This is a genomic window from Blautia intestinihominis, from assembly GCF_040096655.1.
GTDB lineage: Bacteria > Bacillota > Clostridia > Lachnospirales > Lachnospiraceae > Blautia_A > Blautia_A intestinihominis.
On the sequence record NZ_JBBMEI010000032.1, the window covers coordinates 20,079 to 42,908 of the forward strand.

Consider the following 22,830-nt stretch of genomic DNA (forward strand, 5'->3'; position numbering starts at 1 on the left):
TCTGGGTATCTTTTTTGAGTTGTTTATTACCTCCGATAACGATTAAAACAGGAATAGATTTCTTGGAGTCTTGGCATGGCATAGCCACAGGAAATATAAGAACCTCCGGACAGGAAGGAGAGTCCGTTCTGCTCAAGCTGTCCGGAAAGAATTTCAATGATGTCTGCGACAGTGCGGCGGTCATCGGCAAGCTTTTCGATGGCATATTTGAGAAGCAGTCCAAGTGCTGCTGTCTGCTCCGGATCAATCAGCTGCTCCACGTAGCGGAGATCTACATCCTGTTTTCCAATCAGGAATCCATCTTTTCCATGTACTTTTATTTTGAGCTGTTCCGGGCGGCCGGCGTTTCTTCCGTGCGAGCGGATGGAAGGAGCCTGCTTTTTTATGATGCGATGACTTGCCGGAAAGGCAAAGGCTGATGCTTTGACAGGATTCAGAGGATACTTTCCACATAATGCCCTGACTTTTTCGGAGATATCCACAGGATGATAGGAATCCATCTGGATAATCGTGTCTGCAATGTGGAAAAATGCTCCGGAACTTCCGGCTACGAGGATTGTGGATATCCCGGCCTTTTTATAAAGATCTTCGGCACGTTCAAGAAATGGGGTAATTGGTTCTTTTTCTCTGGATATCACTTCCTGCATGAAAGTATCACGCACCATGAAATTTGTGGCAGACGTATCTTCGTCCAGCAGGAAAACTCTGCTTCCAGCCTCCATTCCTTCTACGATGCCAGCCGCCTGGGAGGTACTTCCACTGGCGTCTTCCGTGGAAAAACAACGAGTGTCTTTCTTATTCGGAAGATCATTGATGAACAGAGAGATATCTACATCTTTAATAAAACGTCCGTCTTCGGAGCGAAGTTTCAGCGCGGTATCGTCTGTGATGACGTATTCGCGGCCGTCACCGGAAATATGGTTGTAGACGCCAAGCTCCAGGGCATTCAGAAGCGTGGATTTGCCGTGATATCCGCCTCCTACGATCAGGGTGATACCCTCAGGGATTCCCATGCCGGAGATTTTGCCTTTGTGCGGAAGATCCATGGTGACGCGCAGAGATTCCGGTGAGGTAAAAGGAATGGAGCCTTTCATTGGACGAGAGGAAATGCCGCTTTCTCGTGGAAGAATGGAGCCATCTGCGACAAAAGTAACGAGATTTCGTTTGGCAAGCTGGCTTCGGATATAGGTCTGGTCTTCGGCGAGAAAGATAGTCTGTTCCAGTTCTTTGTGATTGATGTTTCTGTAAAGAAAAGCTTTCTGCACGCAGACCGGGAGGAAGTCGAAGAGGATTTTTTCCAGCTCAGTGGCATTGATCGTTCTTCCGTTGGCCGGAAAACCGATGAAGAAACGGGCAGTGATCCCTTTTTCTGTGATCTCGCAGGCGGTTCGCTCTAGGATTTCCTGCCCACAGTGACTCACCGAGATCAGACCGCTCTTGCCGGAGCCTTTGGCACGGAAGGTGTAGTGGCTGACTTGTTTTTCAAACTGTCTGGTAAGATAATCAGACAGCGTGATGCGGGTAACATGATCGCTATAATATTCCCGTGGAAATCCCGCAGTTTTGTGGGGAATCCGGACACTGATATGAGAAGGCGAAGCAAAAGGATCCCCCTGTACGTGGTCGATTGAGAGGATATAATTGTCAAACTGGTAACTGCCTTTGAGCGATTTATAGGCAGGATAACTTTTTCGGTGGACAGAATGCAAAAGATTCTGTAGATCGGTGGATTGCTGCATGTAGATGACCTCCATAATCATAAAATAAATACGAATTGTAGCTTGAATATGAATAATATTATTGTAACGGTGGAGGCGAATTTTTCAAGAAAAATTTGAGAAAACTGTGAAATAAGTAATGGAATTCTTATTTTTTGATTAAGAATTGTGAGGATTGTAGAAATATGGAAGTATTTGATTTATAATGTGGGAGATATGCAGAATTGCGGGGTTACTGTTCACAGGTAGTATCCCGCGAGGTGTTTTGCCATGAATATGGCAAAATCCCGAGACATACGGGGCAAAATGCCATCACCGAAGGTGATCTGGAATGCATTTTGACCAAGTTACTGTGAACGGAGTGAACAGTAACATTGCGGGAGCTGCTTGCAGCGGAGCAATTCGTTAATATCGGAGTAAAAAATTCAATCGAAAGGTGGTTTTATATATTATGGAAAGAAAAAACGCATGGCTTTCTTATGGAGAATCGGATGAGAAAGAGATGGAGAAACTTGCAAAGGATTACCGCGCATTCCTTGATGCAGGCAAGACAGAGCGTGAATGTGTGACGGAACTTGTCAGAGAAGCAGAAGCCAACGGATATGTCAGCCTTGAAGCAAAACAGGCAGCAGGCGAGAAGATCCAGCCGGGAGATAAAGTATATGCAGTCGGAATGAAAAAGATCATGGCACTGTTCCACGTAGGCCAGGAACCGCTGGAAAAAGGTATGAACATCCTCGGCGCACACATCGACTCCCCACGTCTCGACGTAAAACAGAATCCTCTGTATGAAGACACAGACCTTGCATACCTCGATACCCACTACTATGGCGGTGTCAAGAAATATCAGTGGGTAGCTCTTCCACTCGCGATCCACGGCGTGATCGCAAAAAAAGACGGCAGCGTAGTCAACGTTACCATCGGTGAAGATGAAAATGATCCGGTCGTATACATCACAGACCTTCTGATCCACCTTGCAGGCAAACAGCTTCAGAAAAAAGCAGCCGAGGTCATCGAAGGTGAAAATCTCGACATCCTGATCGGAAGCAGACCGCTCAGCGAAAGCACCGATGAGAAGAAAAAAGAAGCAGTCAAATCCAATGTTCTCCGTATCCTCAAAGAGAAATACGATGTAGAAGAGGAGGATTTCCTTTCAGCAGAGCTTGAGATCGTTCCGGCAGGCAAGGCACGTGACTGCGGTCTGGACAGAAGCATGGTAGCTGCATATGGACAGGATGACCGCGTATGCGCCTATACTTCCTTTGTCGCAATGATGGAAATGGACGCACCGAAACGCACAAGCTGCTGTCTCCTGACAGACAAAGAAGAGATTGGAAGCGTCGGCGCAACCGGAATGCAGTCCAGATTTTTTGAAAATACCGTTGCAGAACTTCTGGATGGAATGGGATGCTATTCTGATCTGGCACTCAGAAGAACTCTCCGCAACTCCAGCATGCTTTCCTCTGATGTAAGCGCGGGCTATGATCCGGCTTATGGAGAATGCTTCGAGAAAAAGAATGCTGCATATCTCGGAAGAGGCATCGTGCTCAATAAATTCACAGGAGCAAGAGGCAAATCCGGCTCCAACGATGCAAATGCTGAATATGTTGCGGAAGTCCGCAGGATCTTTGACGACCATCAGGTTGCATTCCAGACTGCAGAACTTGGCAAGGTCGATGTAGGCGGCGGTGGAACCATCGCATATATCGCAGCCCTTTATGGAATGAACGTGATCGACAGTGGTGTGGCAGTCCTGAGTATGCATGCTCCGTGGGAAGTTACAAGCAAAGCCGATATTTACGAAGCAAAGAAAGCATACAAGGCATTTTTGCTTGATGCATAATAAGATATCTGAAACAGTAATAAATCAGGCTCCATGAAGGGGCACCAGAGGAGGATTTATGGACAACGATACACTGATCAAAGTAGAAGACTTATGCAAGATTTACAATCCTGGAGAAAACGAAGTGCGTGCTCTGGATCATGTGAGCCTGGAGATCAAAAAGGGAGAACTGGTAGCGATCATCGGACAGTCCGGTTCTGGCAAATCCACGTTTATGAACATGCTCGGATGCCTTGATGTTCCGACTTCCGGCAGATATTATCTTAACGGAACAGATGTGTCCGAAATGACGGACAATGAACTCTCAGAAGTGCGAAACCGTGAGATCGGTTTTATCTTCCAGGGCTTTAACCTGATCGCAAATCTGAACGCGATCGAAAACGTAGAACTTCCCCTGATCTACAGAGGCACAGACAAGAAAACAAGACACCAGCTTGCCGTAGATTCGCTCAAACTGGTCGGTCTGGAGAAACGTATGGATCATAAGCCAAGTGAAATGTCCGGTGGTCAGCAGCAGAGAGTTGCGATCGCGAGAGCCATTGCCGCACAGCCGCCGGTGATCCTGGCAGATGAGCCGACCGGAAACCTGGACTCCGCATCCAGCAGGGAGATCCTTGCGATCCTCAAAAAGATGCACAAGTCAGGACGAACCGTGATCCTGATCACACATGACAATGGAATTGCGGCTCAGGCACGCCGTGTGGTACGTATCATGGACGGAAAAATCGAATCCGACACAATAAATGAGGATTTTGACCAGGAGGCAGAGGCATGAAGAAGAAAAAATCCAAAAAGAAACTGCTGATCGGTGCAGGCGTGATCGCAGTTGTGGCAGTGGGCGGCGTATCTGTCCTGGGAGGCAGGTCATCCGGCGAGGAGGCAGTTCCACAGGTTGAGGTGGTAAAAGCCGAGATCGGTGATGTCCAGCAGACCGTGGAGGCAAGCGGAACTGTAGTCAGCGAAGAATCCAAGACATATTTTTCTCCGGTGAATGCCAAAGTAGACAAGGTCGATTTCAAAGAGGGCGACACCGTCAAAGCCGGAACAGAGCTGGTGGCTTTTGACAAAAAGGATCTCGAAAGAGAGCAGAAAAAAGCTGATCTGAACGTAGAGTCCGGGAAATTGGACATGACCAATACGATCAACAAATCGGACAAGGCAGTTCAGAAACAGAAAGATGCCGCAGGTAATGCGTCAAGCCTGAAACAGCAGGTGGCAGCGCAGGAAGATTATGTGGCGAGCCTTAAGGCACAGATTTCTCAGGTAACAGCCAATGCACAGGCACAGGCAGCAGCAGAATCTGCAAGAAAAGCAGCCGAGGCGCAGGCCGCCCAGGAAGCTGCACAGCAGAAAATCCAGCAGGAATATGCAGCCGACCTCAGTACATATCAGAACAAAACACTCCCGGCATATCAGAATACGCTGAATGAACTTAACAATACGATGAATCAGACTCTTCAGGAATACAATCAGTCCGAGAGTGAGTATCAGATGGCTTTTCAGACCTGGTCGGCGGATCAGACGGACGAAAATGCAGATGCACTTTCCATTGCAGAACAGTTACGGAGTGAGTCACAGATTGCATATCAGGACGCAAAGCGTGACTACGAAGATTATAAGGCACAGAAGCCGGAAGCACCGGTGTTATCTGATTACACAGGAGAAAGTTCTGCAATCGTGTCAGATGGAACCAAGACAGAAACATCCTCTGATTTTTCGGATACTACAGAAACCGCGACAGTAACAGCAGATACCTCTGCTCTGGAATCTGAGCTGGAAAAAGCCAGCAGCGATCTTGCAGAGCTCCAGTCCAAACTGTCCAGTGAAGAAGCAACTGCAGAAGCAGACCCGGGAGCTGTGACCGAAGAAGAAAAAGAAAAAATGGAGATCACCAACAACCTCGCAGAACTGGATCAGATGTCAGCCAAGGAACTGGTAGAAGCAGCCAAAAAAGGAATCCACGCAGATTTTAACGGCGTAGTGACAAAGGTTGCCGTTGTGGAAGGCTCTACAACAGCACTTGGTACAGAACTTTTTACTCTGCAGAATACAGATAAAGTAGATGTAACGGTAAACATTTCCAAGTATGACTACGACAAGGTTCAGGAAGGACAGAGCGCACAGATCACACTTGCAGGAAAAACATACGAAGGCGAAGTTATCAAGGTCAGCCACATTGCGACGCAGAATGAAAAAGGCGCATCCCTGATCTCAGCAGATATCCGTATCAAAAATCCGGACGAAGATATTTTTCTCGGTGTAGATGCCAAAGTAACGATCCAGGCACAGAAAGCGGAGAATGTTGTCGTTCTGCCGTCCGAAGTTGTCAATATTGGCAAAGAAGGTTCTTTCTGTTATATCCTTGAAGATGGTGTGATCACCAGAAAAGATATCACAACAGGCATAAGTTCTGATGATTATATCGAGGTAACGGATGGCATTGAGGCAGATGAACAGGTGATCCGTGATATCGGTTCCCTGCAGGAAGGGATGACTGCACAGGCCGTGGATGCCAGCGCAGAAGGTGCCGATGGAACAGATGCTGTTCCTGCCGATGCAGAAGATGTGGTTACAGAAACAGAAGAAGGTGCTTGATGGGCGGATTGTATGAATACATAAAAATGGCAGTCCAGAACATCCGCGCAAATAAAGGACGTTCTTTTCTGACCATGCTTGGAATCATCATAGGTATTGCCTCGGTTATTGCGATCGTTTCTATCGGTGAGGGAACCAAGAATCAGATGAACAGTGAGATCGACGGGATCGGTGCCGGCAAGATCGCGATCAGCGTCAGCAGTGATGCCATGACAGAGGACGAATGGATCACACCGGAAGATGTGCAGGAAGTCCGTAAACTGGATGATGTAGAGGGAGTCAGTGTTTCAAACAGTTATGACGGTGAGACTGTGACTGGCAAGGGTACTTTTTCTATTATGTTAACCGGCGAGGGCCCGGATGCCAAAATGATCAATAACTCTGAAATGAAATACGGAAATTATTTCGGAGAGCAGGAGACCGAGGAGGGCAAAAACGTCTGTGTCATTTCCGATTCCGATGCCAAAAGACTGTTTGGCACAGATGATGTCGTGGGTATGAGCCTTGATATCACCTGTTATGATTCTTCCAAATCATTTCGTATCATAGGTGTCACGACTCAGAAAGAAAATGGAACTTTTGTAAGTTATACTTATGATGGAATGCCGGTTACGGTGAATATCCCGTATTCATCCATGGATGATCTGGTTGTAGGATCTGATGAATTTTATTCGATCACTGTCCAGGCAGACAAAACACAGGATTCCCAGGGGATTGCAGATCAGATCGTTCACCTGCTGGAAAAACGCCATCAGTGTGCCGGAGAAGATTATTTCCAGGTTGAGAGTTTCCAGGATATCATGAAATCTATGAACGAGATGCTTGGCATGGTCACGACTTTTATTTCTTTTGTGGCCGGAATTTCTCTTCTTGTCGGTGGAATCGGTGTCATGAATATCATGCTTGTGTCTGTCACAGAGCGAACGAGGGAGATCGGTATCCGTAAATCTCTTGGAGCCAAGACTGCTTCTATCATGCTGCAGTTCCTTGCAGAAGCAGCGATCCTGACAGTCATCGGTGGCCTGATCGGAATCCTGCTCGGTGTGCTGGCGGCATATGGAATCTGTACGGTCATGAGTAATAGCATGGGAATGGCAATCTCACCGGGAATCAGCCCGACAGTCGTGCTGGCAGCGACTTTGTTCTCCTGCGCGGTAGGTGTTTTCTTTGGAATCTACCCTGCAAGAAAAGCCGCAAAACTGAGCCCGATCGAGGCACTGAGACGAAATTAAATATAACGAAGATCCTTCATCTTTCCCGAGGTGAAGGATTTTTTGTGCAAAAAATGTGACCGATTTCATAAAATCTCCTTATTTTTATCACATAAGGGTCACAAATCCAGCCTATATTGTTAGCTGTAAGCAACAGAAAGCAAAACAAAAAATCAAAATTAAAATAGAAGAGAGGAATTGATTATTATGAAACGTAAATATGCAGCAATGGTATTAGGACTGACAATGGCACTGACTTCTGTAAATATGGCATATGCAGCAAGTGATACTGCTGAGACAACAGAGGCTGCAGCAGAGGACGAGAGCGCAGATTCCACAGATACAACTACAGATGAGGCAGAAGCTACAGAAGTTTACGGTGAAGTTACAGAAGTCGGAGAGGACAGCATTACGATCAATGTAGGAACTCCAAAAGAAGGACAGCAGCCGGATGGTGAAAAACCAGAGGATGGCAAAGACGCTGGAGATAAAGATGCAAAGGCTGACGATTCCAAGGACGAGAAAGCTGATGACAGCAAAGATGAAAAAGCAGATGATTCCAAAGATACAGAGGAAGACTCTACAGATGAATCCGACAGCACAGACGAGGCAGCAGCTGATGAGAAAGATGCAGAAGCTCCAGATGACAAGGGCGAAGCTCCATCCATGTTGGATCTGACAGGAGAATCTCAGACGATCACAGTAACAGACACTACAACTTACGAGAAGGAAGCTCAGCCAGAAAAACCGGACGAAGCACCGGCAGATGATCAGAAAGCAGATGATTCCAAGGATGCTGACAGCGAGGACGCCAAAGCAGACGACACAGACTCTACAGATGAGTCCGCAGACACAGAGTCCACAGATGAAACAGCAGACAGCGACAGCACAGATGCAGGTGCTGCAGATGAAACAACAGACGAATCCGCAGATGCATCTGACAAAGATGCAAAACCAGACGATACAAAAGCTCCGGAGATGAAGACAGAAGCAATCGCATTCTCAGACATCAAAGTTGGTGATACCATCAAAGTTACTCTTGATGCAGATGGAAATGCAACAGCAGTTGTTGTAATGAATGCAGGTGCACCAGAAGCAAAAGAAGATGCAGCACCGGCAGATGATAAAAAAGATGACGCATCCAAAGACGACAGCGAAGCTGCAGAGACAACAGATGACAGCGCTGACGCTGAATAATAAAACAGTCGACATTATCTGAATTTGACATAGAAATCCGCATAATTAACAGGCAGGTACTGTTCACAGGTAATATCCCGCGAGGTGTTTTGCCATAGACATGGCAAAATCCCGAGACATACGGGGCAAAATGCTATCACCGAAGGTGATGTGGAATGCATTTTGACAAATACTGTGAACGTAGTGAACAGTATTTGACAGACAAAATGACCGGGAGAGTTTTTGATCCCGGTCATTTGTCTGTCTTGATATCAGTAAATATCACCCGCACATATGGCAGGATTCGCAAGCAGACGGCGCGGTTGCACAGCCGCCAAGTGCAGTTTCTCTCAATTCCGCAGGAAGCTTTTTGCCTACGGTGAACATGATCGTGATCATTTCATCGAGAGGGATAAGCTGTGTGATGCCTGCGAGGGACATTTCCGCAGCGACCAGTGCAATCGCAACACCGGAAGCATTTCGGTTCTGGCACGGATATTCCACCAGACCGCCAACCGGGTCACATACAAGCCCGAGCATGTTCATAAGCACGGTAGAAGCGGCGTAGGTACACTGCAGTGGCGTACCGCCCATCAGTTCTGTAGCGGCAGAAGCGGCCATGGCAGCTGCAACACCTGTCTCTGCCTGACAGCCACCGACAGCACCGGCAACGGTTGCATTTCGCATGGCAAGATATCCGATTGCGCCAGCATTAAAAAGTGCTTTCTGGATATCCTCGTCAGAGAAATCATAAACTTCCTGAAGTGCAAGAAGAAGTCCCGGAACGATACCGGCAGAGCCGGCAGTAGGAGAGGCTACGATCAGTCCCATGGAAGCGTTTGTCTCCAGAGTCGCCATTGCGTAGGTGATTGCTTTTTCCAGGACATTTCCACAGATCCCTTTACCGGAAGCAAGATGCCTGGAAAGCTTCTGTGCTTCACCGCCGATCAGTCCGCCCATAGATTTGACAGGGGTTTTGACCGGGGAAAAAGCGGCATCTTTCATGATCTCAAGGACACGTGCCATCCGTGAATTTACACTCTCGTCGGTCGTCTCACCGACAATAATCTCCCTCTGGCGCATGATCTCAGAGATCGGAAGCTGATGATCCTGGCAGAGCGTCAGAAGTTCTTTTGCATTTTTAAAATCCATGATAAAAAATCTCCTTCCTTACATCTGCACGATCATGACTTCGTGGATATTTTCGTGCTGGCGGATCGTGACTCCGATATCCTCCGGAAGACGTCCGTCAGATTCCACGATCGTATAGGCGATCTCGCCTTTGGATTCGCGGAAAAGACGCATAAAAGCGATGTTTACGTTTCGGTCGCTGAGGCATTTGGTGATGTATGCCACAACGCCCGGTTTGTCCTGATGAGTTACGATCACGGCACTGTATTCGCCCGTGAAATCAACCTGTACGGAATTGATCCTTACGATGCGGACTTTGCCGCCTCCGAGAGATTCTCCGCGGACGGTCATTTCCTGACCGCTTTCGTTGACCATATGGATGTCAACAGTGTTTGGATGGATATCTGTTTCCAGCTTATTTGGCGTAAAGGTGAATTCGAGTCCTTTTTTTTCTGCAATCTCAAAGGAGTTGCGGATACGCATATCGTCTGTGGAAAATCCCATAATACCACCGAGCAGTGCGCGGTCAGTACCATGTCCTTTGTAAGTTCTGGAAAAAGATCCATACAGTGTAAATTCAACTTTTTTCAGTGGACCATTGATCATTTTCTGTGCGAGAAAACCAATGCGGGCAGCTCCGGCTGTGTGGGAGCTGGAAGGACCGATCATGTTTGGTCCCATTACATCAAATACGCTGATAAAAGACATTTTAATTCTCCTGTGGCTGTGGTGTTTTTAAGATAAATTTCTTATAAATAGTGTCTACGATGATACCGATAGCGTTGTCACCGGAAATGTTGCAGGCTGTTCCGAAGGAATCCTGTGTGATGTAAAGTGCAACCATGATGGCGCAGATCGCGCCTTCCGGATCTCCGGCTTCTGCGCCGAATACCATGTACAGGAACGGAAGAGCAGTCATGATGGAACCGCCAGGAGCTCCCGGGGAAGCAACCATTGCGATGCCGAGTGTCATGATGAACAGAATGACAGTTGCGAGACTGATCGGAAGCTGGTTCATCAGACAGACAGCAGCTGCACATGCGGTGATCGTGATCATGGAACCTGCCATATGGATGTTTGCACAAAGTGGTACAACGAAGTTACGGATCTGGGAGCACACGCCGTCAGCTTCTGCACACTGCAGATTGACCGGGATCGTTGCAGCAGAGGACTGTGTTCCAAGAGCTGTAGTATACCCAGGAACCTGGTTTTTTATAAGGGTCAGAGGGTTTTTCTTGCTGACAGAACCTGCGATCGTGAACTGGATAAAAATGCAGATCAGATGCATTGCGATAACAACAAGGAAAACTTTCCAGAGGATTCCAAGGATCGAGAAAGTTTTGCTGATTTTGCATAAAAATACGATTGACGTCTTCGTGAGTGTATTGTATCATCAACATATAAATGAAGCAAATTCATAGTATTTATGACATGGTTGAAAATTTTTCATAATAAGAGGGAGGGCGTCATGGAGATCCGTCAGGTGCAGTCTTTTGTTCATGTTGCGAGACTTGGAAGTTTTTCCAGGGCAGCGGAGACTATGGGATATTCACAGTCTGCCATTACGGTCCAGATCCGGCTTCTGGAGGAAGAACTCGGTACGAAGCTGTTTGACCGTATGGGTAAGAAAGTCAGCCTTACGCCGCAGGGGAAGCGTTTCCTGGAGCATGCCAACCGTATCCTTTATGAAATGAACAGGACGATAATGACGATGAATGAGGACAGGGAGCTTGAGAATCCGCTTCATATTGGTACGATCGAATCTCTGTGCACAGCGAAGTTTCCACGTATCCTGAGCCAGTTTCATACGCTTTATCCGAAGGTGAACATACAGATCACGCTGGATTCACCGGAGAAGCTGATCCGTATGATGGAGCACAATGAACTGGATCTTATCTATATCCTGGACACGCCGCGCTGGAATAAGGAATGGATCAAGGTCATGGAGGCAGCAGAGCCGATCGTTTTTGTTGCATCTGTAAATTCTGAATTTGCATTGAGGAAGGAAATGGTGCTTCAGGATATCCTGGGAGAACCTTTTTTTCTGACGGAAAAAAATGCGAACTACAGGCAGGCGCTGGATCAGCATCTTGCGCTTGGGAACCGCACGCTGGATCCTGTCCTTGAGATCAGCGATACGGAATTTATCATTAAGATGGTGGAGCGAAATGACGGACTTTCGTTCCTTCCATATTTTGCAGTGGAGAAATATATCCGCAGCGGCCGGATTGCCATGCTTGACGTGACCGACATTGATATTTCCATGTACCGCCAGATCTTCTATCATAAAAACAAGTACAAAACCCGCGAAATGAGTGAATTCATCCGCCTCATAACCGAGTCCGAAAATGCCTGAAATGCACCTTCAAAATATAAAAATAAAAAAAATAAATTTTTTTCAAAAAAAGTGTTGACAAAATGACAGTTATACTATAAAATACATTTTGTTGTGAGCGACAAGTACTCACAAAACAAAAGAGATGTGCGTTTAGCTCAGCTGGATAGAGCGTTTGGCTACGGACCAAAAGGTCGGGGGTTCGAATCCTCTAACGCACGCTTCAGTGAAAGGCTGGAAACCTTGAAAAATCAATGGTTTCCGGCTTTTTTTGTGTTTGTGAATTTGAGTTCGAACCTGTGACTTCCTGTGACAAGGAAATTTCGGGTGAAATCAGCTGGCAAATGCCTTTTCCATGATACTCAGACTTTCCTCCGGAGTCAGTGGATTGTATATGTACCCTAATGTTGTTGCGGTGTTGCTGTGACCGAGGCAAGCACGAATCTGATCAAGGGGAAGACCGGCTGCGTTCAGGCGGCTTGCGTAAGTCTTTCTCAGTTTATGACTGCGCTTCACGTCAGTACTGATGTGTTTGCAGGCATATTCCAGCATACTGTTAATTGAACGGAGATTTAAATATTTGCTGCCATATCCAAAGATGAAGTCATCAGGTCTGGCATCAGGAGCATTGGCTCTTAATAATTGGAAAATCTCCTGAGCTTTATGCACAACTGGAATGACACGCTCTGTATGAGTCTTGGTATGATCAAGTAATACATACACGCCCTTTCTGCCTTCCTGACCAGGAAGAATAACAATTTGTCCGGAAGCCTTATACACATCATAATAAGGATTACTCAGCTCTGTGGCATTCATATGTACCATTTCCTGTACAATCGATATTTCCCATTTCTTCATGTCAAGATCTCGCCAGCGGAGTGCACACAATTCTCCGGCACGTAATCCCATCAGAAAATTGCAAACGATGGATAAAAAGCGCGGTTCATGTTTCTTATCATATGATTTCCAGAGATCCTCAATGATATTATGATATTCGTTGGTATTGTAAACCTGAGTTTCACTGGTTGGCTTAGACACCTGACGGAATTTAACGGTTACCTTGAGTTCAGGAAATGGATTACGGGCAATATATCCATGGTCTTTCGCATACTCAAACATCTGTTTTGGAATGGTTTTTATCGTCTGCCAGGCGTGACTGGATAAATTATATTTTTTGATCAACTGGTTGGCCCAGGAATTGATATCCGAGACCTTTATTTCCTGTAAGGGTATCTGAAAAAAATCAGTTCCATCAAAAAATCTTCTCCAGTGTTTTCGGTGGGCACAAATAGTGTTAGGACTGTCAGTGATAGTTCTTTTGTAGGCGAGCCATTCTTCGAAAATATCCTGCAGGCAAACAGAAGTGGATTCTATATAGTATGGTTTTAATGCATCCAACAATTCACCGCGGGTTTTTCGTTGAATCCGTTTGTCGTAGTTCTGGGGATTGGCAGTGTACCAGGCATCTCTTTTCTCGTTGTAAAAGATTGTGTACTTGTGAAGTTTTTCTACTTTTTTTCTGGTTAGCATTTTTTCAATATCCGCTACCGTTTCCTCATCAATTGTACCATCGATAAAAAGATTTTCCAGTCTTGATTTTTTTACTTCAGTCTGCATAGTTAATCACCTTTTTATCTTTAATATGTGATTTTAAGATGCAGGGTGTCTGAAAAAGGAAGGTGCTTTTTAATTGTATAATTTTGTAGTAAATTTAGTTGAAATTTGGAACTCAAAAGTATATAATGTATTTATGGAACTCAAAAGTTGGGAGGTGAAATTAAATTGAGTCCACGCACTGGCAGACCGACAGATGCGTTGAAAAATCATGATCTGAAAGTGAGAGTAGATGATAAGCTCTATGATCGATTGCTTAAATATGCAGATGATAATAATATTACCAAAGCTGAAGCAATAAGACGTGTATTAGATGAGCATTTGCCGAAAAATTAAAAACCAGTCCAACTGCCCTGACAAGATAGTGAACTGGTTTATATGAGTCTGCCACAGGAGTTTCCCTGCAGCTAAATCTGATTATAGCACCGTGGGGAGGCTTCTGGCAACTTATTAACTGCTGCCGGAGAAAAAATCTGACAGCCGATTATGTACAAAAGGAGTCAATCATATGGAACTTGATCTTTTAATCACTGAACTGGATGAGACGACTATCCAGATCGACAAGATGAGATACCTGACAACACAGATTTCTACTAAAGCAGGTGAAAAGACAAAGCACGCAAAGAATGCTCTTCAGTATGATTTTGAAAGTCAGGAAATTGTCAAATGCGCGGCTATTCTTTCCGATTATATCGAAGCTGCGGATGCAGCAATTAAAAAGGCAGTTAGCGCGCTGGCAGAATACGATACTAAACTTCAGGCAAGAGATATTAAAGAATCTCCTGCAGAAGTTGTGGTGGATGATGTTGTAGAGTAGTTACAACATTATACACTGCATTTTTGTAAACAAATCAGAGACTTCCTGCATGGTTAACATCTGAGCAGCACGCATTGCATTCCGTGCATTTTTCCAGTCGGATTTTTTGAAGACCCGAGAGGAAGGATTGAATTTGTTTATCCAGTCAAGAACCTGATTAACAGAAAGCTTATTATTACTCAGATATGGAATATCCCACATCCTGAGACGGTATCCCATAATAATGGTAAATAACTGGCGGAAGGCGTACGCATCATGATCGGCAATATGATGCTCACTTCCGCCTTTTTTTGCATAAGATTTCCTAAAGAAAACAGACCAGTCATTCTCAGTGCGGAGAACCACACAGCTGTTACCAATTGACTTATATTTTCTGTATTGTTCGATTGATGTATAAGGTCGTGTTTCAAAATTTGCTATTTCATAAGTGGTTTCATTTATCACGGGATATACTGTATGGAATGTTTGCGGATCTGGAAGTCTTTTTAAATCAAAATCCATTCGAATGGAGCGGGTGATGTCTGTTGCACTAAAATCTTTAGCATCATTATTTTTTGCCAGATCACGAAATCCAGTGAATTTTTTTGTGGTACAGGATAAAGGACCTGTTCGGGAGAGAACTTTAGTCATAAAGGCAAGCCTGTCCTCATAAGAATCAGGTGTGTACCCTGTAGAATAACTATTGTGAGCACAGACGCCATCAGGAGCGAGTGATACATTTCCACGCGTAGTTATATTAAGCAGATCAGATTGCTGATGTTTCAGTTGCCAGATGTCTGAACTGCGATTGTCTGTTAATTTCAGGCGGGCTTCCTGAAACAATCTTGCAAAACCAAACAGATTCAGCCTGTATACAACCTCAGAAGGGGCGTCACTTATGAAACCGTCAGTGGTCACACTGAAACAGTTATAATCAAGAGTATTTAACTGATTCATGGCAGCGATAAGGCAGCATCGTACACCAGCGGTGGTGAGACAGGCATGTACAGGGGAAGTGATCCGGGAGCCACCAATATTTTGCATTATTTCTTTATAAGCATCCCAGGAGCTTTTTTCTACAACATCCTGAGCAGTTTTTCCATACAAAGAAGTAACTGCTGTTTTCAGCAGAAAATCCGGAATGGTGCCTTTTCCAATGGTGTCCTGTACACATTTGCGATCAACTACAAGTTGTTTGACAGTATGGTAGAGACTGTGGGATATCTGAAGGTCATCATCTACTAAAACAGTACCAACATATACACGGACGGCTGTGATTTCAGCTCCCAGCCGGAGGGCAAGATAGATTTCAGGTCCTGAAGCATAAACACCGTCTAAGCCCTCTGATGATTGAGGAAAAATGAGACAGCCTTCCACTGAAACAGGGATGCAAGGGTACTTGACGGATTCCGGAAAGCGGAACCTTATGTAACCAAACATAGGATCAAAAGGTGTTCGAAAATCCTGTAGTATAATCGGGCGATTATATATTTCACGTTGAATAACAACAGAATTACACCAGTCTACATCAGGTACCAGACACATACAGGTAGGATATGCATTTATCAGATCATAGTCATATGTAGTGACCTTATCATAATATCCAATGATAGAAGATCCATTATACCCACCATGATATGCGTTTTTGGCATACTCATGTAAGATTCTGCAGTCATCATTTAATGGGACCAGAGAGGTATCTTCTATGTAAGAAGGTTTATTGTATTTATTTATGATTAACTGACGTCCATGAGAGATTCTGGTCAGTCCTCTGAATTTCCTGTCAAAATCATTTGCATTATCAGGAAGAACATTAAGTGCTTTTGAAAGCTGTGGTACGGCCGATCGCACTGCAGCAGAGGAAACGGTCAAAGGCATAGTTTGGTTTTGCCCCCATAAAGCTGTGGAATATTGAAGTACGATGATACTGTCTGTTATGGCATATTCCATATACTTAACGGGGTTAGAAAGAAGGAAAGAGCTCATGTCAGCAAGTTCCTTTTTGGATATTTCATGTTTATATATGTTAACGATGTTACCAAGGTGTTCAAGTTTTTTCTTTTTTGGTGGTGCGTAGCATAACGTATCACGGAAACTGATCTGAATGGGATAAAAACGCCAGTGCCATGAACAGGTGCGAGGGTGGATATACTGCGGTTTCAGGGAAAGCATCCCACCTTGTATATCCTTCAACTTATGTAAAAAATTCCATCCTGTTAAATCAAAAGAAGTAAGATCTGCTTTGTTTGAGTGGCAGATCAATGTTACGGGAATAGCAGATTTATCAGAGTCACCGAAGGAATTGTAATATCCCAAGCACCAGGCAGACTGGTCAGAAGGATTGTAGTTCTTGTCCTGCCTGTTAAGGTTACAGTTCAACAGAGCCTCTTTCTCAGCAGGATTATCACAACATTCTATTGCTTCTTTTGAAGTAGAGTAAATCTGTCTGGCATAGTTATGAGAGTCTTTTCCAGACTTTCGCGAATGAGAAACCCAACGTTGTGTTTCGCGATAGTCAATGCCCTTTTCGGAAAGAGATACCTGAGGATAATTCGTTAAATGGAAGTTCTCAATCATCCATGACAGGGCAAAAGAAAGAGGAAGTCTGTTACCATTGAGAGAGTAGAAGATAACTTCCACAATCTGATCTATATTAACAGGATTCCAGAATGCAAACTGCCAGGTGATAATTTCGCGAGAAATCTCATCATCCGCAGAACCTGTAACATATTCGGTATCAAGGGCAATGGTGATGCGGAACTCGTTTGAAAGCATATTCTTTATGGAAGGTAACGTGCTGAAAGAAAATGCAATATCAGGATACGGGGGTTCAAACCGGGACGATGGGTTTCCCATAGTCAGGTTTGAACCCGCTTCAAAAGCCTTATTCTCTGCGGTTTTTCCTGTGGCGTAATGCGTAACTTGTTTATCAGTTACGCGTTTTGAATAACTTGTCTGTTTAAGAACGGATGAATTTTCAAACCTGTATAAAACACCAAATTGATAACAACGAGTTCCTTTTTCCTGGCGATAAGCTGTGGTGGATTTCCATCCAGCTTTTTTTAATTCTTCTATAATCTTTGGATTGTTAGAAATAGAAGTGTCTGCTAAAAGCTTTCTCATAATGCAAACTCCTTTTATTTCTTAATATGTAATTTCTACATGGGTCTTAAGCGAAAAAGTATTGCTGGTTGAAGAGTAATTGTTTGTGGTGAATTGTTTGTTCTGTATTAAATTGTGATGTTGGAGACATCATGGAATTTGTTCCAGATAAAAAAGAGGAACAGTAAGGAGGTACGGTAGTATGGATCATTCTTATCGTTATATTGCGTCTTTGACCAGAGAACCGTTCCTTTTCTACGAGATGCGTTCTATCGCAAAGCTAATGGCAGAAGGAAATTCAGATGATGCGATTGTGAAAGAAATTGTAGAGCAGAATCTTTTTCAGTACCCAACGGAAAAATCTATCACACGCATAGCAAAAGCTTGTATCAAACGGCTTCATGCACTGGAAGATGACTCACTGGTTTCTGCGATTGCATCACAGCCAACAGATGTAGCAAAACAGATTTGTCTGTATGCGTTGATGAAGCAGAGCCGATTGGCCTGGGAATTTATGGTGACCGTCATTGGCGAGAAGTACAGATTAAGGGACACGTCTTTTGGCAAGATTGATTTGAATACATTTTTTATGCGCTTGCAGGAACAGAATGATACCGTAGCTTCCTGGATCGATACTACAATAACAAAGTTAAAACAGATCATTGCCAGAGTAATGGAAAGCAATATTACTGAAACGTATGATTTAGATGACGATACCTATGCCGAAGAAGAAGGAAAAGTGTACGATGTAGCAGATGATTCCGAATGGAAAGCTGTTGGAGAGAAGATACGGATTAATATCAGGTAAAGAGGATATTTTTTATCTGGAGTTGACAGTTCACATAATGAATTGCTGAAATATGCTAATGAGAAAATGAAAGGTTGAATGATTAATTAGTAGCTTTAAGTGCGGGAATAGGAATGTACCGATAAAGGGATAAGATATCCATACATATAGACGTGAGATATAAAAAAAGCTATACTGTAAAAAAGTACCAGAGGTGGCAGCAGGAATGAAGAATAAAATTTTGGTAATCGAGGACGACCGTGCAATTTCAGAATTGTTGTGTATGAATCTGGAAGCGGCAGGATATGAGACTGTGGCAGCTTATGATGGGGAAGAAGCCCAGCGGCTGCTCTTATGGCATGAGGATGCAGATATGGCAGTGGTGGATATCATGCTGCCGGGAAAAGACGGATTTGCACTGATGGAGGATTTTAAAAAGAAAGATATTCCGGTACTCTACCTGACTGCAAAGGATGATGTGGCTTCCAAGGTGAAGGGATTAAAGCTGGGTGCGGAAGATTATATGGTAAAACCTTTTGAGATGCTGGAACTTCTGGTACGTATTGAGAAGGTGCTGGAGAGGACCGGACGGGACAGGAAAGTTCTGATGATCCGGAATATTATGGTGAATGTGCAAAGTCATCAGGTTTTAAAAGACGGGATTCCGGTTAATCTGAAACCAATGGAATATGACCTCTTTGTGCTGCTCCTCCAAAATAAAAACATTGCCCTCGGAAGGGAAGAATTGTTAAAACGGGTCTGGGGAGAAGACTACCTGGGGGAAAGCAGGACGGTAGATGTTCATATCGGACAGCTCAGAAAAAAACTGGAACTTTATGATGAGATCAAGACGATCCCGAAGCTTGGATACCGTCTGGAGGAATAAGTATGAAGCTGTGGAAACGGACAGTACTTCTTATGCTGGTAACTTTATTGTGCGCACTGATCCCAGTGGGTGCATTAAGCATTTATGTCACAGGAAACCGAAGGCTGAATAATGCAGCAGAGACTTACGGAAGACAATTGGAAAACGGGAAGACACTTCTGGAACAATTTTGGGACAACAGCAAATATGAACAGATGTCAGAGAGCGGAAAGAAAGCCTATATGGGATTTCAATTCCAACGATGCTGTGGGGCGGGCATGGCGTTGATCGATAAGAAAAGTAATGCGGCCATTGAAAACCTGACAGATTATGAAGTTGTAGGAATTGAAAATCTGGGCCTGAAGAATGAAAATGATCCATATGCCTACAAGATACAGAAACTGGGGAAGAAATATCTTCTTCTTCAAAAAGTAGTTTTATCTAAACTAGAAGGATATGACGTCCTCTCTGTTCGGGAAGTCACAGGACTCTTTACAGAGCTGAGGCAGACAGCTGGCTGGTTTACTGGAATTTATTTGGCAGTGTTTCTGATTGCAGGACTTTTTATTTATATGATGATGAAGAGGACTGTGGAACGGATGGAGAAACTGCAGGAGGTGGCAGAGAAACAGGAACTGCTCATGGGAGCACTTTCCCATGAGATGAGAACACCGTTAACCTCCATTATTGGTTATTCGGATACCCTGCGTCATGTAAAACTAAAAGATGAACAGAAAGACAGGGCATTGGAACATATCAACCGGGAGGGAAAACGTCTGGAGGCTCTTTCGGGAAAAATGCTGCAGCTACTGGGACTTTATCAGAACCATGCCATACAGATGGAAATGACTCCGGCAGGTGAACTTTTAAAGAACGTTATTGATATGGAAAGGGAACCGGCAGAGAAGAAAAATGTGCAGCTGAAGACGGAATATGAAGCATTTTCCATGAAGATGGACGCAGCTTTGATGGAAAGTCTTCTGGTAAATCTGATTGACAATGCCCTAAAAGCTACAGTTGCTGGTGGAAGCATTTGGGTAAAGGCCTATGAGAAAGCTGGAAAAAAGATCTTTGAGGTGTCGGATACTGGAATTGGGATCCCAGAGGAAGAACTGGGAAAGATCACAGATGCGTTCTATATGGTGGACAAATCACGAAGCCGAAAAGAAGGCGGCTCCGGGCTTGGTCTGGCACTCTGTGTGAAGGTAGCAGAACTTCATGGCGGATTCCTGCAGATCGAAAGTCAGCCGGGAGAGGGGACAACGGTAAGGGCTGTCTTCTGATTTACAAGTTGTTTACATTTTGATGAATACATTGGAAAGGCAATATGGTACTCTTTTCTTATAAGAAGAGGGTACCTTTTTTAATACCGAAAGGAAAGGACGGAAAAAGAATGAAGAAAATAAAAATGTTTATGGGAGCCGTTCTGTGTATGAATCTTCTGGCGGTATCAGGATGTGACCGTGTTGTCCAGTCTGCTGTTGTAGAAGAAAAAGATGAAACAGATCAGAAAAAAGAGGAGAACAAGAAAACAGTTCAGGAAACAGTTGCAGAACAGGTAGAGGCACCGGAAACTTATCGGGCAATAATCCAGGTGGATTTAAGATCGGCGGATCGGGAGGATAAAGAAAATCCGATGAAGTTCACTCTGACAGCAGATGCACCGGTAAAAGTGCCGGATGTGGATACGATCTGTTTAAAAAAAGTAAAGAGAGTAGCGATTTCTGAAGAAGAACAGAACAAGATAAAAGATACATTTGGCAAAGGACAGCCCATGCAGGAAGAGAACGATGAGAATGAACAGGCGGGGACGTATACAGTAGATGGGCTGACCTATCAGTACTCTTATGTAAAGAGTGAGCAGGAATCTGGTGTGGAGGAACTTGGATTTCAAATAGCGAAGTTTATTTTTGACGATTGTGGAGACATGACTCTGGCATCGAGCGAGAAAAAAGAAAGGGAAGAACGCTTTCAAAATTATATAAAGGCAGGAAGCGGGAAAGTGTCTGAAAAGGAAGCAAAGGAGAAGGTTTCAGGTCTTGTGTCCGGAGACTGGGAGCTATTTGAAAGTTCTTCAAAAGCACTTACCGAAGGAAACACTACTTTGGAAAAAGATGATTTTATTTTTGAACGGGCGCTAGACGGGATCCCGGTTAATTATGTAAGGGAAATCTCTCTGCCTGTTAATGAGCAGGCCCTTGAATGGGAAAACGAAGATGGAACACTTCATGAAGGACAATCTGAAGGTTGGGAAAATGAAGTACTGACGATGGATTTTTGTAGTGGGACAATTCAGAGCTTTTTACATAGAAATCCCATTGAAGCATCGAATGTTTCCGATGAGAGGCTGTTCTTACTTCCTTTTGATGAGGTCAAGGATATCTTTGAAAAAACGATCACTTTGCAGGTCATGACAGAAGACAAGAATCGGATGATTGCTGTCGATGGAGGAAGCAACTACCGTTATCCGTCCATTGATGCACAGAGCGCGGAGATAACCATAACAAAGGTACAGCTGGGTTATATGCGCATGCCAGACAGTGAAGGCAGCAATACCGAAGCAGTCCTGATCCCAGTGTGGGATTTTTATGGAACATGGACATCCGAAGAACCAGAGTATAAGTACGGAAATGGGGAGGATGGACTGGTCATGGGAGACGTGACGATGGATGATGCAGGTGTTTCGCTTCTTACGATCGATGCACGCGATGGCAGCGTGATACAAAGAGTACAGGCGGGGTGGGCAGTTTCTACAGGAAACAACTAAATATTTATAAAAATCTGCTATTACGAGAACCAATTTGCCTGTATATGCATCTAATTAGTGTAAAACAAAAACGTATATAGATCCGGCCGGACAGAAGGAGAAAACATATTATGACAAAAGATGCATTTATCAGGGAGGTTCGGGAGGCAGAAGCCATGCTGTATCATGTATCAAAGTCTATTTTGAAGAATGACTCTGATTGTGGTGATGCGGTACAGGAAACTCTTCTTAAAGCATACGAAAAACTTCCTACATTAAAAAGAGAGAAATTTTTTCGAACATGGATCACCAGGATACTGATCAATGAGTGTAAAGGGATTCTTCGAAGACGAAAAAATGTGATTCCATATGAAGATTATATGGATAATGCAAGAATGTTTGAGGAAAATCGTTATGATCATTTATATATGGCAATCATGGAACTTCCGGAAGATTTGAGAATTTTGGTAACATTATATTATATAGAGGGTTTTTCGCAAAAAGAGATTAGTGAAATTCTGGAGATCCCGACAGGAACGATCAAAAGCAAACTTTCCAGGGCAAGAGATTCTTTAAAAGAACAGCTTTCTAATGAGGAAAAACCACCAACTGCCAGGAAGAACAGTAAAATGTCGGATAAAGTGACAGGAAAGGGGAAAATGCCATGTTAGAAAATAAATGGAAAGATATAGCACCAGAAGTACCGTATGATTTTCACGAAAAGTTTGAAGAGACGCTGCAGCAGATTGATAAAGCAGATGTTGCAGGTAAAAGATATAAGAGAAAGAAGATACGTGGCCGTGTATTAATTGTGGCAGCGGTGATCTGTGCTGCTATGGCTGTTACTGTGGCTGCAAAAGAGTTCTTTAAATGGAATGATTACCTGGTGAAAAGACTGGATCCATCGGAGG

20 protein-coding genes, 1 tRNA gene and 1 pseudogene are annotated in these 22,830 nt (G+C 44.2%); 16 read left to right on the forward strand and 6 right to left on the reverse strand.

Translation table 11 applies throughout. The features are described from left to right. Positions 1 to 26: 26 nt before the first annotated feature. On the reverse strand, positions 27 to 1,739 hold the full coding sequence (locus WMO75_RS11020; RefSeq protein WP_349078024.1) for an ABC-ATPase domain-containing protein: 1,713 nt from the start codon (positions 1,737 to 1,739) through the stop codon (positions 27 to 29). A 430-nt stretch (positions 1,740 to 2,169) separates the two neighbouring features. On the opposite strand from WMO75_RS11020, the gene WMO75_RS11025 reads away from it, so the two are divergent. The 5 genes from WMO75_RS11025 (at position 2,170) to WMO75_RS11045 (ending at position 8,564) form a co-directional block, all read left to right on the forward strand. Then, complete coding sequence (locus tag WMO75_RS11025; protein ID WP_118699225.1) at positions 2,170 to 3,561, forward strand: aminopeptidase; 1,392 nt, start codon at positions 2,170 to 2,172, stop codon at positions 3,559 to 3,561. A gap of 58 nt (positions 3,562 to 3,619) precedes the next feature. After that, a complete protein-coding gene (locus tag WMO75_RS11030; protein ID WP_022215216.1) occupies positions 3,620 to 4,336 on the forward strand; it encodes an ABC transporter ATP-binding protein in 717 nt (238 codons plus the stop codon). Beyond that, positions 4,333 to 6,156, forward strand: coding sequence for an efflux RND transporter periplasmic adaptor subunit (locus WMO75_RS11035; RefSeq protein ID WP_349078025.1), 1,824 nt, complete (start codon positions 4,333 to 4,335; stop codon positions 6,154 to 6,156). Before WMO75_RS11030 ends, WMO75_RS11035 begins: the two co-directional genes overlap by 4 nt. Continuing rightward, positions 6,156 to 7,388: an ABC transporter permease gene (locus WMO75_RS11040; RefSeq protein ID WP_302700941.1), complete on the forward strand. Its 1,233-nt coding sequence runs from the start codon at positions 6,156 to 6,158 to the stop codon at positions 7,386 to 7,388. The genes WMO75_RS11035 and WMO75_RS11040 overlap by 1 nt, the downstream gene beginning before the upstream one ends. Before the next feature lie 186 nt (positions 7,389 to 7,574). Further along, the gene (locus WMO75_RS11045) at positions 7,575 to 8,564 is read left to right on the forward strand and encodes a hypothetical protein (RefSeq protein ID WP_349078026.1); all 990 of its coding nucleotides are present in this window, start codon (positions 7,575 to 7,577) and stop codon (positions 8,562 to 8,564) included. 261 nt (positions 8,565 to 8,825) lie between these two features. Here the strand turns inward: WMO75_RS11045 and sdaAA are convergent, their stop codons facing one another. The 3 genes and pseudogenes from sdaAA to WMO75_RS11060 all read right to left on the reverse strand — a co-directional run. Beyond that, a complete protein-coding gene (gene sdaAA / locus WMO75_RS11050; RefSeq protein ID WP_118253711.1) occupies positions 8,826 to 9,695 on the reverse strand; it encodes an L-serine ammonia-lyase, iron-sulfur-dependent, subunit alpha in 870 nt (289 codons plus the stop codon). Between the two features lie 18 nt (positions 9,696 to 9,713). After that, positions 9,714 to 10,382, reverse strand: coding sequence for an L-serine ammonia-lyase, iron-sulfur-dependent subunit beta (sdaAB, locus tag WMO75_RS11055; RefSeq protein WP_118699223.1), 669 nt, complete (start codon positions 10,380 to 10,382; stop codon positions 9,714 to 9,716). Position 10,383: 1 nt separating this feature from the next. Continuing rightward, positions 10,384 to 11,019 (reverse strand): annotated as a pseudogene (locus WMO75_RS11060) (cation:dicarboxylate symporter family transporter); the annotation flags it as partial. 123 nt (positions 11,020 to 11,142) lie between these two features. Between WMO75_RS11060 and WMO75_RS11065 the strand changes: the two are divergent. Continuing rightward, positions 11,143 to 12,030: a LysR family transcriptional regulator gene (locus WMO75_RS11065; protein ID WP_118699222.1), complete on the forward strand. Its 888-nt coding sequence runs from the start codon at positions 11,143 to 11,145 to the stop codon at positions 12,028 to 12,030. Positions 12,031 to 12,156: 126 nt separating this feature from the next. After that, positions 12,157 to 12,230: transfer RNA gene (locus WMO75_RS11070), tRNA-Arg, on the forward strand. Positions 12,231 to 12,342: 112 nt separating this feature from the next. On the opposite strand, the gene WMO75_RS11075 is transcribed toward WMO75_RS11070, so the two are convergent. Beyond that, positions 12,343 to 13,626 carry a site-specific integrase gene (locus WMO75_RS11075; RefSeq protein ID WP_291580199.1) on the reverse strand — a complete coding sequence of 428 codons (1,284 nt, stop codon included), beginning with the start codon at positions 13,624 to 13,626 and terminating at the stop codon, positions 12,343 to 12,345. 165 nt (positions 13,627 to 13,791) lie between these two features. Between WMO75_RS11075 and WMO75_RS11080 the strand changes: the two genes are divergently transcribed. Beyond that, a complete protein-coding gene (locus WMO75_RS11080) occupies positions 13,792 to 13,959 on the forward strand; it encodes a ribbon-helix-helix protein, CopG family (protein WP_118699220.1) in 168 nt (55 codons plus the stop codon). Positions 13,960 to 14,131: 172 nt separating this feature from the next. Further along, entirely contained in the window at positions 14,132 to 14,440 is a 309-nt protein-coding gene (locus WMO75_RS11085; protein WP_118699219.1) for a hypothetical protein, read from the forward strand. Here the strand turns inward: WMO75_RS11085 and WMO75_RS11090 are convergent, their stop codons facing one another. Continuing rightward, positions 14,441 to 17,542, reverse strand: coding sequence for a hypothetical protein (locus WMO75_RS11090; protein ID WP_302247953.1), 3,102 nt, complete (start codon positions 17,540 to 17,542; stop codon positions 14,441 to 14,443). Between the two features lie 92 nt (positions 17,543 to 17,634). Between WMO75_RS11090 and WMO75_RS11095 the strand changes: the two genes are divergently transcribed. The 7 genes from WMO75_RS11095 to WMO75_RS11125 form a co-directional block, all read left to right on the forward strand. Continuing rightward, positions 17,635 to 17,709, forward strand: a complete 75-nt coding sequence (locus WMO75_RS11095) for a helix-turn-helix domain-containing protein (protein ID WP_243111634.1) — start codon at positions 17,635 to 17,637, stop codon at positions 17,707 to 17,709. Between the two features lie 14 nt (positions 17,710 to 17,723). Continuing rightward, a complete protein-coding gene (locus WMO75_RS11100; protein ID WP_118699217.1) occupies positions 17,724 to 18,329 on the forward strand; it encodes a DUF1819 family protein in 606 nt (201 codons plus the stop codon). Positions 18,330 to 18,534: 205 nt separating this feature from the next. After that, complete coding sequence (locus WMO75_RS11105; RefSeq protein ID WP_118699216.1) at positions 18,535 to 19,194, forward strand: response regulator transcription factor; 660 nt, start codon at positions 18,535 to 18,537, stop codon at positions 19,192 to 19,194. Between the two features lie 2 nt (positions 19,195 to 19,196). Continuing rightward, positions 19,197 to 20,456 carry a sensor histidine kinase gene (locus WMO75_RS11110; RefSeq protein WP_349078027.1) on the forward strand — a complete coding sequence of 420 codons (1,260 nt, stop codon included), beginning with the start codon at positions 19,197 to 19,199 and terminating at the stop codon, positions 20,454 to 20,456. A gap of 110 nt (positions 20,457 to 20,566) precedes the next feature. Beyond that, on the forward strand, positions 20,567 to 21,940 hold the full coding sequence (locus WMO75_RS11115) for a DUF6034 family protein (protein WP_118699235.1): 1,374 nt from the start codon (positions 20,567 to 20,569) through the stop codon (positions 21,938 to 21,940). Between the two features lie 110 nt (positions 21,941 to 22,050). Further along, positions 22,051 to 22,590 (forward strand): RNA polymerase sigma factor, encoded by a 540-nt coding sequence (locus WMO75_RS11120; RefSeq protein ID WP_118699214.1) that lies wholly within the window; start codon positions 22,051 to 22,053, stop codon positions 22,588 to 22,590. After that, the coding region (locus tag WMO75_RS11125; RefSeq protein WP_349078028.1) for a hypothetical protein at positions 22,584 to 22,830 on the forward strand (247 nt) is incomplete at its 3' end. The genes WMO75_RS11120 and WMO75_RS11125, both read left to right, overlap by 7 nt.